At 44.4% G+C, this 15,181-nt stretch carries 16 protein-coding genes; 7 read left to right on the top strand and 9 right to left on the bottom strand.

Features of this window, described 5'->3' with window-relative positions; all coding sequences use genetic code 11:
- Window positions 1-119: 119 nt before the first annotated feature.
- The gene (locus B3D47_RS13295; RefSeq protein ID WP_004813905.1) at window positions 120-734 is read left to right on the top strand and encodes a thiol:disulfide interchange protein DsbA/DsbL; all 615 of its coding nucleotides are present in this window, start codon (window positions 120-122) and stop codon (window positions 732-734) included.
- An 84-nt stretch (window positions 735-818) separates the two neighbouring features.
- Here B3D47_RS13295 and B3D47_RS13290 read toward each other — a convergent pair whose 3' ends face one another.
- Window positions 819-1,448: a TetR family transcriptional regulator gene (locus B3D47_RS13290; RefSeq protein ID WP_005220473.1), complete on the bottom strand. Its 630-nt coding sequence runs from the start codon at window positions 1,446-1,448 to the stop codon at window positions 819-821.
- 198 nt (window positions 1,449-1,646) lie between these two features.
- Here B3D47_RS13290 and rph point away from each other — a divergent pair, with 198 nt between their 5' ends.
- On the top strand, window positions 1,647-2,363 hold the full coding sequence (rph, locus tag B3D47_RS13285; RefSeq protein WP_004813903.1) for a ribonuclease PH: 717 nt from the start codon (window positions 1,647-1,649) through the stop codon (window positions 2,361-2,363).
- 157 nt (window positions 2,364-2,520) lie between these two features.
- Window positions 2,521-2,643, top strand: coding sequence for a hypothetical protein (locus B3D47_RS13280; RefSeq protein WP_004813902.1), 123 nt, complete (start codon window positions 2,521-2,523; stop codon window positions 2,641-2,643).
- 123 nt (window positions 2,644-2,766) lie between these two features.
- Here B3D47_RS13280 and nadC read toward each other — a convergent pair whose 3' ends face one another.
- Entirely contained in the window at window positions 2,767-3,612 is an 846-nt protein-coding gene (gene nadC, locus B3D47_RS13275) for a carboxylating nicotinate-nucleotide diphosphorylase (protein ID WP_286862429.1), read from the bottom strand.
- Between the two features lie 180 nt (window positions 3,613-3,792).
- Between nadC and ampD the strand changes: the two genes are divergently transcribed.
- Together ampD and murJ are read left to right on the top strand one after the other, a co-directional pair.
- On the top strand, window positions 3,793-4,377 hold the full coding sequence (gene ampD, locus B3D47_RS13270; protein ID WP_286862427.1) for a 1,6-anhydro-N-acetylmuramyl-L-alanine amidase AmpD: 585 nt from the start codon (window positions 3,793-3,795) through the stop codon (window positions 4,375-4,377).
- Between the two features lie 65 nt (window positions 4,378-4,442).
- Complete coding sequence (gene murJ, locus B3D47_RS13265) at window positions 4,443-5,993, top strand: murein biosynthesis integral membrane protein MurJ (RefSeq protein WP_171063854.1); 1,551 nt, start codon at window positions 4,443-4,445, stop codon at window positions 5,991-5,993.
- A 93-nt stretch (window positions 5,994-6,086) separates the two neighbouring features.
- Here the strand turns inward: murJ and B3D47_RS13260 are convergent, their stop codons facing one another.
- Window positions 6,087-6,245 (bottom strand): DUF1328 domain-containing protein, encoded by a 159-nt coding sequence (locus B3D47_RS13260; protein WP_004647174.1) that lies wholly within the window; start codon window positions 6,243-6,245, stop codon window positions 6,087-6,089.
- 193 nt (window positions 6,246-6,438) lie between these two features.
- Between B3D47_RS13260 and B3D47_RS13255 the strand changes: the two genes are divergently transcribed.
- Window positions 6,439-6,891, top strand: coding sequence for a YcgN family cysteine cluster protein (locus B3D47_RS13255; protein WP_005220481.1), 453 nt, complete (start codon window positions 6,439-6,441; stop codon window positions 6,889-6,891).
- Between the two features lie 10 nt (window positions 6,892-6,901).
- Here the strand turns inward: B3D47_RS13255 and B3D47_RS13250 are convergent, their stop codons facing one another.
- A complete protein-coding gene (locus tag B3D47_RS13250; RefSeq protein ID WP_286862423.1) occupies window positions 6,902-9,037 on the bottom strand; it encodes a putative bifunctional diguanylate cyclase/phosphodiesterase in 2,136 nt (711 codons plus the stop codon).
- Between the two features lie 264 nt (window positions 9,038-9,301).
- Here B3D47_RS13250 and B3D47_RS13245 point away from each other — a divergent pair, with 264 nt between their 5' ends.
- Window positions 9,302-10,576 (top strand): replication-associated recombination protein A, encoded by a 1,275-nt coding sequence (locus B3D47_RS13245; protein ID WP_180185299.1) that lies wholly within the window; start codon window positions 9,302-9,304, stop codon window positions 10,574-10,576.
- A gap of 373 nt (window positions 10,577-10,949) precedes the next feature.
- Here the strand turns inward: B3D47_RS13245 and B3D47_RS13240 are convergent, their stop codons facing one another.
- The 5 genes from B3D47_RS13240 to dapA all read right to left on the bottom strand — a co-directional run bounded on the left by B3D47_RS13240 (window position 10,950) and on the right by dapA (window position 14,874).
- Window positions 10,950-11,615, bottom strand: a complete 666-nt coding sequence (locus B3D47_RS13240; protein ID WP_163167631.1) for a YrbL family protein — start codon at window positions 11,613-11,615, stop codon at window positions 10,950-10,952.
- A 157-nt stretch (window positions 11,616-11,772) separates the two neighbouring features.
- Window positions 11,773-12,405 carry a YrbL family protein gene (locus tag B3D47_RS13235; protein ID WP_048882133.1) on the bottom strand — a complete coding sequence of 211 codons (633 nt, stop codon included), beginning with the start codon at window positions 12,403-12,405 and terminating at the stop codon, window positions 11,773-11,775.
- 193 nt (window positions 12,406-12,598) lie between these two features.
- Entirely contained in the window at window positions 12,599-13,318 is a 720-nt protein-coding gene (gene purC, locus B3D47_RS13230) for a phosphoribosylaminoimidazolesuccinocarboxamide synthase (RefSeq protein ID WP_005220503.1), read from the bottom strand.
- A 38-nt stretch (window positions 13,319-13,356) separates the two neighbouring features.
- Window positions 13,357-13,962, bottom strand: a complete 606-nt coding sequence (locus B3D47_RS13225; RefSeq protein ID WP_286862421.1) for a lipoprotein-34 precursor (NlpB) — start codon at window positions 13,960-13,962, stop codon at window positions 13,357-13,359.
- Between the two features lie 12 nt (window positions 13,963-13,974).
- Window positions 13,975-14,874 carry a 4-hydroxy-tetrahydrodipicolinate synthase gene (dapA, locus tag B3D47_RS13220; RefSeq protein WP_278364647.1) on the bottom strand — a complete coding sequence of 300 codons (900 nt, stop codon included), beginning with the start codon at window positions 14,872-14,874 and terminating at the stop codon, window positions 13,975-13,977.
- Between the last annotated feature and the right edge of the window lie 307 nt (window positions 14,875-15,181).

Genomic DNA, 15,181 nt, shown 5'->3' with positions numbered 1-15,181 from the left:
TCCTGCAAAAAAAGCGATAAAAGCCTTAAAAAAGTTCACAGAATAAAAACGAAAGCCGCATATTTGATTTATAGTATCTGCATAAGCTAATCATAAAGATTTAGAGGATCATAATTCCAATGAAAAAATTTATTTTAGGCACTGTTGCTGCATCTGTTTTAGCATTTTCTGGCAGTGCGATGGCCAACTTTGTAGCAGGCCAAGACTATCAAGTGCTGGCTAAGCCAGTCAAAGTTGAAAAGCCGGGAAAAATCGAAGTACGTGAATTCTTCTGGTATGGCTGTGGTCACTGCTACACACTTGAACCGCATATGCAGACCTGGTTGAAACAACTGCCTAAAGATATTCGTTTTGTCCGTACTCCAGCTGCGATGAACCCACTATGGGAACAGGCAGCACGTGCCTATTATGTGTCTGAAGCCCTGGGTGTTCGTCAAAAAGCGCACTTGCAGTTGTTCCATGATATCCATGCGAAGCAAAAACCAATTTTAGAACAAGCACAACTCGCCAAGTTCTATACCCGTTATGGTATTTCAGAAGCGAAATTTAACAGTACGTATAAATCATTCCCGATTTCTTCAAAAATCGCCCAGGCGAAAAATCTGGCCGCATCTTATCAGTTAACGGGTGTACCAGCCGTGACCGTGAATGGTAAGTATGTCGTTCAGGGTGATGATGCCAAAGTAATTCAGGTGGTAAATTTCCTGGTAGAAAAAGAGCGTAAGGCAAAATAATTTCTGCTGATCTTAAAAAAAACCTGCACCTTGCTGCAGGTTTTTTATTGTTGAAAATATCTATTCTAGCTGCCTGAAGGCTGTTCATGCATGAATGTCCTGAAATAGCAGTTGCATCTGAATAACCGTCTGAGCTTTAAATTCTGCTGCGCGACTTTGTTGAAGATTGACATCTGACAGACCTTGAATACTCAGCCAACCCATCGCCCAATTCAAGGATAAATCCACGAGCATCTGGACCAGCAGCTTCAAGTGTTGAGGCGATTTGATTCCCTGAGCGGAATAAAGATTTCCCAGCTCATCGACCAGATCAGCAACTAAAAATTGCAGTTCTCGCTCAATACTGGTCCGCAAAAAGTCTGATCCGCCCCAACGTTCTGTACTAAAAAATAGCCATGGCTCAGGATGTTCTTCAACAGCCTGAAGGAAAAGACCAATTGAGGTTTCAGTATCTGAATGTACTTGATACAAGTAAGCTTCTACCAGCCGATTTAAGACACCTTTTAAATTAATGGCGACTTGGTCGAGCAGTTCCAGACCCAATTGCTGCATGTCCTTAAAATGCCGGTAGAACGCCGTCGGCACCAGTCCAACTTCACGGGACAGTTCACGCAGGCTGATATTGCTAAATGCACGACCACGGCTACTCAGTACCAGTGCGGCATCTAGTATTGCCTGATGACTTTGCTGTTTGCGTTCTGCACGTAAAGACATAAAAATCTTCTCGATATTTCCCTTTAAGTTTAACAAAAAATCGGCAATCACGCAGCGCCATTCAGATGGCCTGATTTTGTATTTTGATCGAACAAGACTGAATTGATTTTGTAAATCATGCCAAGGGCCGGGCAATCTTGGCAGAGGCTTCTGCTATACTGAGCCGCAATTATTTTTCAGTCAAAGCAGGACTTATTTATGCGTATCGACCAGCGAGCATTAGATCAATTACGTGACATCAAAATTACCCGCAATTACACACGTTATGCGGAAGGTTCAGTATTGGTTGAATTTGGTCATACTAAAGTGCTTTGTACTGCCAGCATTGACAACTCGGTTCCCCGTTTCCTGAAAGGTCAGGGCCAAGGCTGGGTAACCGCAGAATATGGCATGCTGCCACGTTCAACACATACCCGTAGCGACCGTGAAGCGGCACGTGGCAAACAGAGTGGCCGTACTCAGGAAATCCAGCGTCTGATCGGCCGTAGCCTGCGCGCTATGGTGGACCTGAAAAAACTCGGTGAAAATACGATTACTATCGACTGTGATGTGATCCAGGCAGATGGCGGGACACGTACAGCCTCTATTACCGGTGCTGCGGTAGCATTGATTGATGCGATGAATGTGTTGCTTGAGAAGAAAAAAATCAAGCAAGATCCACTTAAAGGTCTGGTTGCTGCAATTTCTGTGGGTATCTTCAAAGATGAAGTATTACTGGATCTTTGCTATGAAGAAGATTCTAACTGCCAAACTGACCTGAATGTCGTGATGACTCAAGCTGGTGAATTCATTGAAATTCAGGGTACTGCAGAAGACAAGCCATTTACCCGTAGTCAATGTAATGACATGCTGGAAATGGCTGAGAAGGGCATCCAAGAGCTGATCAAGAAACAGCAAGAAGCTTTAGGCTGGTAATTTAGCCTCTAATAAAAAAACGCATCTTCGGATGCGTTTTTTTATGGGTAGTCTTAGGCTTCAACATTGCCTCACAAAAATTGAACAGGACCTATCTACTGTATCGCTGTGTTTCGAGAGATGATTTTCAATCTACTCAACTATAGAGGGTCAACGTATGAAAATATTATTCATGGCACTTTCAGTCTGTACCGTTCTTGGTCTGACTGCCTGTGATAATAATTCCCGTGATGCAGATCGGGATGGTGCTTCTGCACCAGCAGGACAAAATACCAATTAGTCATCATACCCCCAGTGTCACTTCATTCATCTTTATTATTTTTTGTGCAAAAACTGCGCAAAAAAATCTAAAAATAAAAAAAGGGTGCTTCGCACCCTTCTTCTAACGCGTATTCAGCAAGATCTAGGCATTAAAACGCATGGATAAATCAATTGCTTTCACATCCTTGGTCAGAACGCCCATCGAAATATAATCTACACCTGTACTAGCCACTTCACGTAAATTCTCAATCGTAATATTGCCCGAAGCTTCCAGTTTGCAACGACCTGCTACATGCTTCACCGCATCAATCATTTGCTGCTGGCTAAAATTATCCAGCATCACGATATCTGCCTTGGCTTCAAGTGCCTGATTTAACTCATCCCAGGTTTCTACTTCGACTTCTACCGGTTTACCTGGTGCTATCTGATGTGCCTTGGCAATGGCCTGTTCAATCCCACCGGCTGCCATAATGTGATTTTCTTTAATTAAAAAGGCATCGAACAGCCCCAGACGATGATTCTGACCACCCCCAATCGCTACGGCATATTTCTGTGCAATACGCAGGCCGGGAATGGTTTTACGGGTGTCTAATAGTTTGGTATTTAAACCTTCTAATTGTTTGACATAGCTTGCTGTTTTGGTCGCGACTGCAGACAGGGTTTGGACAAAATTCAATGCCGGACGTTCTACCGTGAGCAGGCTACGCGCAGAACCTGCCAGTTTCAGGAAGGCTTCATTTGCTCCGACACGGTCACCGTCATTCTTCAGCCAGATCACTTCAATTTTTGGATCGTAGGCTTGAATCAAAGCATTCACCCAAGGTTGCCCAGCCAGCACCATATTCTCACGACTGATAATGGTGGCAGTCGCCTGTTCATCTTCAGGTGTTAGCAGGGCAGTAATGTCACCATCACCAATGTCTTCAGCCAGCGCCTGTTGAATATTGATCTGAATCGACTGTTCTAGCAAAGCTTGAGATATGCTCATGAGTATTTCCGTATCTTTTGTAAGCCGTGAAAATTGCGCGTTATATTAGCACTGTTACATAAAAATGAGCGATTTTTCGTACAGTCATCACAGCTGAATTGAGATTTGGATACGAAAGTTTTAGCATTAAGCCAGCTACATTGCGCAGCAGTCATTTTGATTGGGGATAGGAAAGTTTTTATGCAACAAGCACCTGCGTTTCATGTGAAGGATGGACAACTCATCGGTGCACGCCAGATTCCCTCACCCAACTTTAACCAGCGTCCGGAAAATACCGAGATTCAACTGATCGTGGTGCATAACATCAGCCTGCCGCCCTCGCAATTTGGCGGTGGTTATATTGAGCAGTTTTTCCAGAATCAGCTGGATTGGTCAGTACATCCTTATTTTCAGACCATTCAGGGCATGCAAGTGTCCACCCATCTGTTGATTCTGCGTAGCGGGGAAGTGCTGCAGTTTGTCAATTTTAATGACCGGGCCTGGCATGCGGGTCGTTCGACCTATCTCGCTAAGAAAGAATGCAATGATTATTCTATCGGGATTGAGCTTGAAGGCAGCGATGACCTTCCCTTTGAACAGGCACAGTACGATGCACTGGTACAGGTGACTGCCTGTCTGCAAGCCCATTATCCAAAAATCCAGCAACACATTGCCGGACATTCTGATATTGCTTCGGGACGTAAAACTGATCCAGGCCTACATTTCAACTGGGTCGCATTCCGTGAACAATTACATCATTATAAAAATACATCAATACCTGAATAGGAATGTGATAAAGCAATGAACTTCTGCCAGAAGTTTCATTACAATAGGCAAAATTTAAACATTAGGTGAACAGTATGGCGCTGTGGCGTTCGACCGTCATTGTCAGTGCGATGACCATGTTGTCACGGGTACTGGGTCTGGTCCGGGATATTGTACTGCTCAATGTCTTTGGTGCAGGCAAGGACTTCGATACCTTCGTGGTCGCATTCCGTATTCCCAATTTCTTCCGGCGTCTGTTTGCGGAAGGAGCTTTTTCACAGGCTTTTATTCCGGTATTGACCGAATATAAAACCACACGGACGCATGCCGAGGTACAGATCCTGATTAGTAGGGTATTTGGCTGTCTGTCTACCGTCATGAGCCTGCTGACCTTCGTGGCCATGGTGGCTGCACCCGCCATTATTTATGTCTATGCACCTGGCTTCCATGCAGATCCAGAGAAGTTCGCATTGGCATCGGACATGTTCCGCCTGACCATTCCTTATCTGCTGTTCATGTCATTGACGGCTTTTGCCAGCAGTATCCTGAACAGCTACGGTTCATTCACTACACCCGCTTTTGCACCTGTGCTTTTGAATGTGGCAATGATTGCCGGCGCCTTGTGGCTTACCCCGTATATGGCCGAACCGATCATGGCATTGGGTTGGGCAGTATTGATTGCGGGTGCTTTGCAACTGGCGATTCAGATTCCGGAACTGTGGCGCAAGAAACTGCTGATTCCACCCAAAATCGACTTCAAGCATGAAGGCGTAGACCGCATCATGAAACTGATGCTGCCAGCCCTGTTTGGTGTTTCAGTGACGCAGATCAACCTGTTGCTGAATACGATCTGGGCATCCTTTATGCAGGATGGTTCGGTATCCTGGCTTTATAGTGCTGAACGTATGACGGAGTTGCCATTGGGCTTGATTGGCGTGGCAATTGGTACCGTGATTCTGCCATCTTTATCGGCACGTCATGCCGAACAGGATCAGGTGAAATTCCGTAGCATGATCGACTGGGCGGCGAAAGTGATTGTAATGGTCGGCCTACCGGCCAGTATTGCACTGTTCATGCTTTCTACGCCGATCATTCAGGCACTGTTCCAGCGTGGTCAGTTTGATCTGGAAGATACCCAGATGACAGCAATGGCGCTCCAGTGTATGAGTGCTGGCGTGATTTCATTCATGTTGATTAAAGTTTTTGCACCAGGTTTTTATGCCCAGCAAGATACCAAAACACCGGTACGTGTCGGTTTAATTGCAGTAGCGGCTAACGCGATTCTGAACGTCATTTTTATTGGATTCTTCAAGCTGATCGACTGGCATGCAGAACACATGGCATTGGCTTTAGCTTCTTCAGGTTCAGCTTTGGTCAATGCCGGAATGCTATATTTCTATCTGCACAAGCGTGATATTTTCCGCTTTGGTGGCCACTGGAAAAAGCTCATGTTGCAGTTTGGTTTTGCCAACTTTGCCATGATCGCAGCGCTGGCATATGCATTGACCTGGTATAATGGTGAGGTATCGCAATGGATCCGTGTGGCTGAAGTCATCGGGCTGTGCATTGTCGGAGTCACAGTTTATTTGCTCGCATTGGTATTGACCGGTTTCCGACCACGACATCTGAAACCATAAAATTCATGCAAAAAAATAAGAGCCATGAGGCTCTTATTTTTTACTTCTTATTCCATCGGTAGATGGTCTTGAATCAGGACAAGATCCGTTACTCTAGACCTTACCGCGGGACAAGAAACCAACAATTGCAAGAATAACCGCAATTACCAACAGAATAATCGCGAAATCCTTAGACAGACCGGCTACTCCACCAAAACCCAGTAAACTGGCAATCAATGCAATAACAGCGAATATAATAGCCCAACGAAACATCTTTGAATCTCCATGTGTTTTTATTCTCAAAATTAGTATAGGGACAATAAGCTCTTCAAACTGTTAACCTTTTGTTGATAATCTGTCTAATAGTTAGTAATCGTGTGAGTATAGTTATCAGATGCTTACAGTACGTTTATTTTGTGCAGGGCTGCTATAATAGATTGCTCCTGTCTCATCTCTGCCTGCTGTTATGACTGATACTTTGCGTCCTGAATTCTGGAAACACTATACCCTGAACGAGCTGAAGCCTCAGGAGTGGGAAGCATTGTGTGATGGCTGCGGGCTCTGCTGTCTCATTAAATTTGAAGATGAAGATACTCAGGAAGTCACCTATACACGCGTTGCCTGTAAACTGCTTGACTGTCAGACCGCGCGCTGTTCAGATTATCCCAACCGTTTACAATTCGTGCCTGACTGTATTCAGCTCACGCCTGAAAAATTGGCGGCTATTCACTGGTTACCAGCCAGTTGTGCCTATCGCCGGGTGGCTGAAGGAAAACACTTGCCGTCTTGGCATTACCTGATCAGCGGTTCACGTGAAAGTGTCATTAAAGCGCGCAAGTCAGCCGCAGGCCGCTGTCTGAGTGAGCTCGAAGTCGATGAAGACGAAATGGAAGATCATATTGTGCGCTGGGTGCGCTAGAAATTTCGTTCTAACACACAGTGCTATGCAGTAATTGCTGTGCTGCACTACCCGCCATTGGCCGATAGAAATAAAAACCTTGTCCGATCTGGCAGTCACAATTGATCAGGGTAGAAAGTTGCTCAGTATTTTCAATACCTTCTACCAGCACATCAAGCTCAATACTGGACCCGATCTGGGTAATGGCTTTGACAATTGCTAGTGCCGAGGGATCAGTATTCAGGCGTTCCACAAAGTTACGGTCAATTTTGATACAGTCCACCGGATATTCCTGTAAACGGGTCAGGGAAGAATGGCCGGTACCGAAATCATCTAAAGAAATATGAATGCCCGCCTGTTTTAACAAGTTCAGTGCACGAATGACATAATTAGCTCCCCGTTCTGACAGACTTTGTTCGGTAATTTCCAGTTCAACCTTGTCTGCCGAAATATCAAAGCGAGACAGCCGTTCTAATAACTTTTCAGCATAATCGTCACGTAGGAATTCGACAGGCGCTGCGTTGATCGAGATTGGCAGAACTTCTAAGCCTTGTTCCTGCCATTGGGTCATATCTTCAAAGACTTTCAGCTGCATGGTTTCGCTGATTCTTGAGGCCAGTTCATAGTCCTGAAAAGCACAGAAAATACGGGATGGCAGCTGAACCTGGTGGTGCTGATCTTTCCAGCGCAGCAGTGCTTCAAAACCAATCACCGCACCATCGGACAGGCGTACCTTGGGTTGATAGTAAGGAATAATCTGGTTTGAATTGATAATTTTACGCGCCAAAATTAGTTGACGGGTCATCTTGTCCAGCGATTCAAACATTTCCTGACTGAACATGCGGATGCCACCGCGACCACTGTTTTTCAGATCATTGAGTGCGATATCGGCACATTTTAATAAGTTGGAACTGTTGATGGCATCACGGGGATAAATGGCACCACCAACACTGATGCCACTATTAATACTTCTACCGGCATAACTGATCGGTATTTCCATCTGCTGACAGACCTTTTTAGCCACCTCTAACAGCTGTGATTCATGCTCAAGATTTTGGACCAAGACAGCAAATTCATCACCCCCTAAACGGGAGACGATGGCTTCAGGTCCAAGATTGTTCTTGAAACGTTCCCCCAGGACATGTAAAAGATGGTCACCGGCAATATGCCCCAAGGTGTCATTGATATGCTTGAAATAGTCTAGGTCAATCAGGAGCAGCCCGGCTTGGCTCTGTTGTTGCCGTGCTCTGAACAGGACGCGTTTAAACTGTTTATAGAAAGTGCCGCGATTATATAGTCCAGTCAGCTCATCAATTTCTGTGACTGTTTTCAGCCGGGTTTCCACCTGTTTTTGCTGGCTGACATTACGTGAAACACACAGAATCTGTCGAGTCACATTGTGTTCATCCACGATTGGAGTGAGTAAATTATCCCAATACTCTGGTGCTCGACCCTGTAGCTGGCTAGTGCCAGAAAAACGGGCATTCATGCCTTGGGCAGCACGCTTTAGCGCACGCCTGCCAGATGGACGGACCTCGGCAGGCAGCAGATTCAGCCAGGACATACCAAAATGCTGTTCGGTTTCGGACAGTCCCAAAGCCTGTCGGCCAGAACGGTTTACATGACTCAATTTACCATCAGGCGTCATGATTTTTATGCAGTCTAAGCTTGCATCCAGCATATTTTGCTGGGTAGCAATGATCTGAGAGAGTTGCTGCTGGATTTCAAAATAATCATGCACATCGGTCAGGGTGATAGCCCAGTGCAGCAGGCTACCCGTTTCATAATGAAACTTCATGTTCAGCAAACACATACGATAACCGTGATCCAGTTTCTGGATCCGGCATTGCAGTTCTGCATTCTGACGTTTATTCAGTGCAGTATGCCATTCGCTAATAAAATTAGATAAATCATCAGGATGAATAAATTGTTGCCAGTATTCCCGACCGTACTCATTCAGGTCAATCCCGAGATAGTCCTGCATGGCCGTATTAAAATATTCAATCTCATCCCGAGTCTGCAACCACATTGGTTGAGGGAGGGCATCAGCAAAATCCTGGATACATGTCAGCTCTGGGCCAGTGGTCGACCTGAAAGTATCTGACGGTAATGAATCCGGTGATTCAAACCGGGCAAAAGTGTCCAAATTCTGCTTATCAAATTCCATGTATTCACCGATACAGAGGTTTTATTTGATCTAACCCCGGACCCACTTATCTATTATTAGAATAAAAGAACATTCATTCAGCGCTAGCTGATCTAAAAAGAATATGATCAAATTTGTATGAAGATGCAAGGTCTAATTCACTTGAAATGATAAAAAATATTGTCATACGTCGGTACAGAGACAGAAGCTAGACAAACTTCATATTCGGAATTAAAAACAGCTAATGCTAGAATGCAAACAGATTAAAAGTGAGCCCATTATAAAATGTCAGACAGCCATATCCCTCTTCCTGAACGTTTGAGGCCACGTGACCTCAGGGAAATTATTGGACAGGATCACCTGCTCGGTGAAAATGCACCTTTACGTCAGATGATTGATCAGGGGCATTTACCGTCTATCATTTTCTGGGGTCCACCCGGTGTAGGCAAAACCACAATTGCACTTTTACTGGCACAGGCAGTGGACCGGCCCTTTGTCAGTCTGTCTGCACTAAATACCGGGGTGAAAGAACTTCGTGAAGTCATTGCGGACGGTGGTGATCTGCTGACCCCCGTGGTGTTTATTGACGAGATTCACCGTTTTAATAAGTCTCAGCAGGATGCTTTGTTAAATGCGGTCGAAAAAGGCAAGATTACCCTGATTGGTGCCACCACCGAAAACCCATCTTTTGAAGTCAACAGTGCCTTGTTGTCACGCTGTCAGGTTTATAGTTTAAATGCTTTAAGTACCGAGGCAATTGAGACTTTATTGACTCAGGCGATTCAGTCTGATCGTTTCTTACAAGAACGTCATATTCAAATTGAAGAATTCGATGCCCTGATCCAGTTTGCAGCAGGAGATGCACGTAAAGCACTTAATCTGTTAGATCTGGTTGCCAGCACCTTTGAACCGGATATGGAAAATATCATCACCAACGCGGTGGTGGTAAAGGTAGCGCAGCAAAATATTGCCCGCTACGATAAGTCTGGTGAGCAGCACTATGATCTGGTCTCAGCCTTTATCAAATCGATTCGTGGCAGTGATCCGGACGCAGCACTATATTGGATGGCACGGATGTTAAAGGGTGGTGAAGATCCAGTCTTTATTGCACGCCGTATGCTGATTGCAGCATCTGAAGATATTGGCAATTCCAATCCCAATGCATTGTTACTGGCGGGAGAATGCTTCCGTTCTGTTCAGGTCGTTGGAATGCCGGAATGCCGGATTATTTTAGGACAATGTGCAGTTTATTTGGCCACCAGTGCCAAGAGCAATAGCACCTATCTGGCCATCAATAAAGCCATGGAGCTGGCAGATAAAACTTCTCATCTGCCCGTACCATTACATTTACGTAATGCACCGACCAAGCTGATGAAAGAGCAGGGCTATGGTGTGGACTATCTATATCCACATAATTATCCAGAACATTTTGTACTACAGGATTACATGCCGCCGGAACTGAAAGGAACCAGGTTGTATGAGTCAGCACGGAATAAACGTGAGGTTGAAGGAGAACGCTTACAGCAACGCCGCTGGCAACAACAGCAACAGCAGCAATAAAAATTTCTACGGATATCTACGGTTTATCTTTTTAGGTGTCTATTTTTATTGGTTTTCCTGCCAAAAGCTGTACGATCAACTCAAGCTGAACTCAGTCGCAAGTCCATTACTTTTTTAGAAACTTAAAACGGTGTGCAAAAAAAAAGCCCAGTTCAGGGAGAACCGGGCTGAAAATAGGATGTCCTTGGGGGAGATACATCCTAGAGGGTAGAAAAAATTCTGGTCGGCAAGTCTGGCGAAAATAACTTCTAACACCATGACCTCGCCTGCTATAGAAATAATTTTAAGAGCTTTGATTAGAGATGTAAAACCGATTATTTTTATTAATAGAATTCATTTTTTCGATGATTGTAGAAGGCAATAAAAAACCGAGCTAGGCAGCCCGGTTTTCGATTTGATTCTGCTGAGCAGATTGCAGCAATTCATCCATTTTATGGCGAATTCGACCTTCAATTTTGCGTACATTCTTGGCATTCAGAGATTTACTCATGGCACGTAGCGGGATAAACAGTTTATCTCCCATACCATCAACCAGGACAAACTCCGGTTTACCACTGCGCTTTTCACTGTACATGATGCCGGCAATATTCACTTCCCCATAAACAATATGCAGATCGCAGCAGGCATCAAAAAATTCATCCAGTGCTTTGGCATGTGTGTCATTAAACTCGCCAGTACGGCAGAGTTCGTGCAGGGTAATGCCGTTGCCATTTGGACTGATAATTTTCTCGACAACCAGCCCTAAGCCCTGATCTGTTTCCACAAAGCCATAGGGTGTTTCAATCGGGAAACTAAAAATGTTGTGCTTATAATGATTTTTACACAGCTGTAGGTATTGCAATACTTCACGGCGAAACTGCTTATATACACCTTGAGCATGCCCACGTTTAAAACGGCCGAGATGTGCCCATTCACCGTTATCATTGATGCGGTTTGGGTTCATCACTTTAATGGCTTTACTTTCATCAGTCGGATGCTGATAAACCAGTTTATAACCGCCTTTACCTAGAAGGGTAAGATCATTAAGTTGATACATCATGAAGACCTGAATAAAATAAATGGGAGAATTTTTAACCGTAATGTAACATAAAATACACGAAAAAGCCCACCTATACCCTTGGTGAAAGGAGTACACGATGGTAACCGCTTGAGAAATAAATCAAATAACTGAGTGGTTCAGCTCAAAAAATTGTAAATTAAGCTTCGAGCAGCTTCTGCATCTGCGCTTTAATTTTAGCCTCAACTTTACGCACATTTTTAGCATTAATACGCTTGCTCATGGCACGTAATGGAATAAGCAGTTTTTCACCCATACCATCGACCAGAACAAATTCAGGTTTATTATGCCGCTGTTCGGTATACATGATGCCGGCAATATTCACTTCACCATAGACAATATGCAGGTCACAACACTGGTCAAAGAAGAGATCCAAAGCCTGTGCATGCTTCTCGGTAAATTGTTTTTCACGACAAAGCTCGTGCAGGGTAATTCCTCTGCCATTTGGGCTGATAATTTTTTCAACGACTAGCCCCAAACCTTTATCGGTCTGAACAAAGCCATACGGAGTTTCAACGGGGAACTCAAACTGGTTATATTGATAGTTGTTCTTGCATAATTGCAGGTATTGCAATAACTCACGGCGGAACTGTTTATACGCCCCTTGAGACAACTGGCGCTTGATCTTGCCATGACCTTTCCAGCCCCCATCAATATCTACACGATCCGGATTCATGATCTTGATAATCTTATCGTCTTGCTCGGGGTGCTGAAAAACAATTTTTGAGCATCCTTGGCCCAGACGGGTAAGTTCATCAATTTTATACATCATGTAATGTTCCTGATAAGTCGAGGGATCTCATCCTAGGCCGATGGCGAAATGGACAGATGGGTTAATGCTACCTAAAAATAAGAAAAATTTCATGTGCTGACATGGAAATGATATTTAAACTGATGATTTGCAAAAGCATAAAAATAAAAAACCGAGCCATTCAGCCCGGTTTTTTGAATCTGTCGATAACAGATCAGATATTGTCTAAATCAATACCTAAACGTGCAGCAACTTCTTCATACGCTTCAACCACACCGCCCAGGCCTTGGCGGAAACGGTCTTTGTCTAGTTTTTTCTTGGTATCTTTGTCCCATAGACGGCAACCGTCTGGAGAGAATTCATCACCCAGTACGATACGGTCGTGGAACACACCGAATTCAAGTTTGAAGTCAACCAGAAGCATATTACCCGCTTCGAATAATGCTTTAAGCACTTCGTTCACTTGGTAAGTCAGTTCTTTCATTTTTGCCAGTTGTTCAGCAGTTGCCCAACCCAGAGCAATCGCTTGAGATTCGTTCACCATTGGATCGCCAAGGGCGTCATCTTTAAAGAACAATTCGAATGTAGGAGGTGTTAACTCTTTACCTTCTTCAACACCAAGACGACGGCATAAAGAACCCGCAGCATAGTTACGTACAACACACTCTACTGGAATCATTTTGAGTTTTTTTACCAATACTTCGTTTGGCGTTAGTAGCTTCTCAAAATGAGTTTCAATACCAGCAGCAGCCAGCTTTTCCATGATGAAGGCGTTAAAACGGTTATTCACCTTACCTTTACGATCCAGTTGTTCGATCTTTTCGCCATTGAATGCTGACGCATCGTCACGAAAAACTAAAATCAGGTGGTCTTCACTGTCTGTGGTATAGACAGATTTCGCTTTACCAGTATAGAGCAAGGTTTGTTTTAACATGAGGGAACCTTCTACAAAAAAAAATGCCTAGAAAATGTCTAGGCTGGCCAATTTTGGTAAATCTGGTTTAACAGTTCTGCTGCTTTTTCGCGATCGGCAAAACTGTTATCAGGATTAAACACAGCCAGGGTGTTACTCGAACCTGCAGGAGAGAGTCTTAAAACATAGGTCTGCTGATCGACCTTAATCGTTACCTGGTAACGATCTTTGCTTTGACCAGCGATGGAATGGTTAAGGCTGCTGAGCGTGGCAAGAGTGTATTGCCATATTGTAGCAGCATTTCCATCAATTTTGAGCAACGGATTTTGATTTCCATCCATCACCAGTTGCGGCTTTCCCGTTATATCTGTAACAGTTTCATCAGCTTGAGTTGAACGAACTGGCTCAGCAGAAGGGCGTGGCAGGGCAAAACGGTTGCCACGTTCATTTTCCAGTTTTGGTGCATGTTCAATCGCAAGCGGATCTACTGTCGGAGCAGGATACAATGGCGTTGCAGGACGAACCATAGCACCTTCAGGGTATTGCAGAGGCTCTAGCGTAGTGGTGTCCTTGTAATCCAAAGTGCCATTTTTAAAGGCCATTGAACTACAACCCGCTAAACTGAATGCTGAAAGGGCAAGGATAAGTCCTAAACGTAATTGCATAGTATTGTGCTCTTATTTAATGACGCCCGCTGCAGCAAGTGCTTCATGAAGCGGAGCGCGATATTGTTCTGCAAGTGGTGTTAACGGCAGGCGAATACCTGTACCGATGAGGCCCATGTCATGGAGTGCCCATTTCACAGGAATTGGATTCGATTCGCAAAATAAAATATTGTGTAAATTTGCAACCTGAGCGTTAAGCGCTTCAGCGTGAGCATCATCACCGCTAATCGCAGCGGCACACACTTCGCTCATGACTTTTGGTGCAATGTTGGCAGTTACAGAAATGTTCCCTTTTGCACCATGTGCCATCAGCTGATATGCCGTTGCATCATCACCAGAATACACGGTCATGTCTTTGCCTTGTAAGCCAGCAATCAGTGCAGCACCGCGTTCAACATCACCTGTCGCATCTTTAATCCCGACAATTTGCGGGATATCTGCCAGACGAATCACTGTTTCGTTTAACATGTCCACACCGGTACGACCTGGTACGTTGTACAGGATTTGCGGCAGATCTACGGCTTCAGCAATCGCTTTATAGTGCTGATACAGGCCTTCTTGAGTTGGCTTGTTATAATACGGAGTGACTAGAAGTGCAGCATCTGCGCCCAGGTCTTTGGCTTCCTGGGTCAGCTCAATGGCTTCACGTGTTGAGTTTGCGCCTGTGCCGGCGATGATTGGAATGCGTTTGTTCGCGACACGAATGATTTCTTTGATCACTTGCGTGTGTTCACTCATGCTGAGTGTAGATGCTTCACCTGTTGTACCAACCGCGACAATACTGTTGGTGCCCTCTGCAATGTGCCACTCAACCAGCTTCTCGAGACCCTTCCAATCTACGCTGCCATCTTCAAACATAGGGGTGACGATTGCGACAATGGAACCCTGAATGGTCTGTGCTTGCTGAGTCATTTTAAAAAACTATCCTATTTGTCCATCCGAAGAGAATGAGAAAACATATTTGGGATGGGTTTGTATTTTGATTTGTAGCAAATTCAATGCATTTGCGCCGAATTGAATATTGCGTATGCAAATTATGACTGATCAGCAGCATAAGAACAATATGCTTTGCTGAAAGCCACTCAATTCTTTATACAAAGCTCTGTAACAACAAGCAAGCAATAAAAAGAATGAAGCTTCTTGTAAAACGATAAAAAGAGAAGAGTATTTTCACATGGTCTGGATAATTGGACACTTAAATAAAATTGTCATATAAATG

Source organism: Acinetobacter sp. UBA3461 (genome assembly GCF_002381195.1).
GTDB lineage: Bacteria > Pseudomonadota > Gammaproteobacteria > Pseudomonadales > Moraxellaceae > Acinetobacter > Acinetobacter schindleri.
The sequence above is the reverse complement of the archived record's forward strand: the minus strand, read 5'-3'. Positions and strand labels throughout refer to the sequence as shown.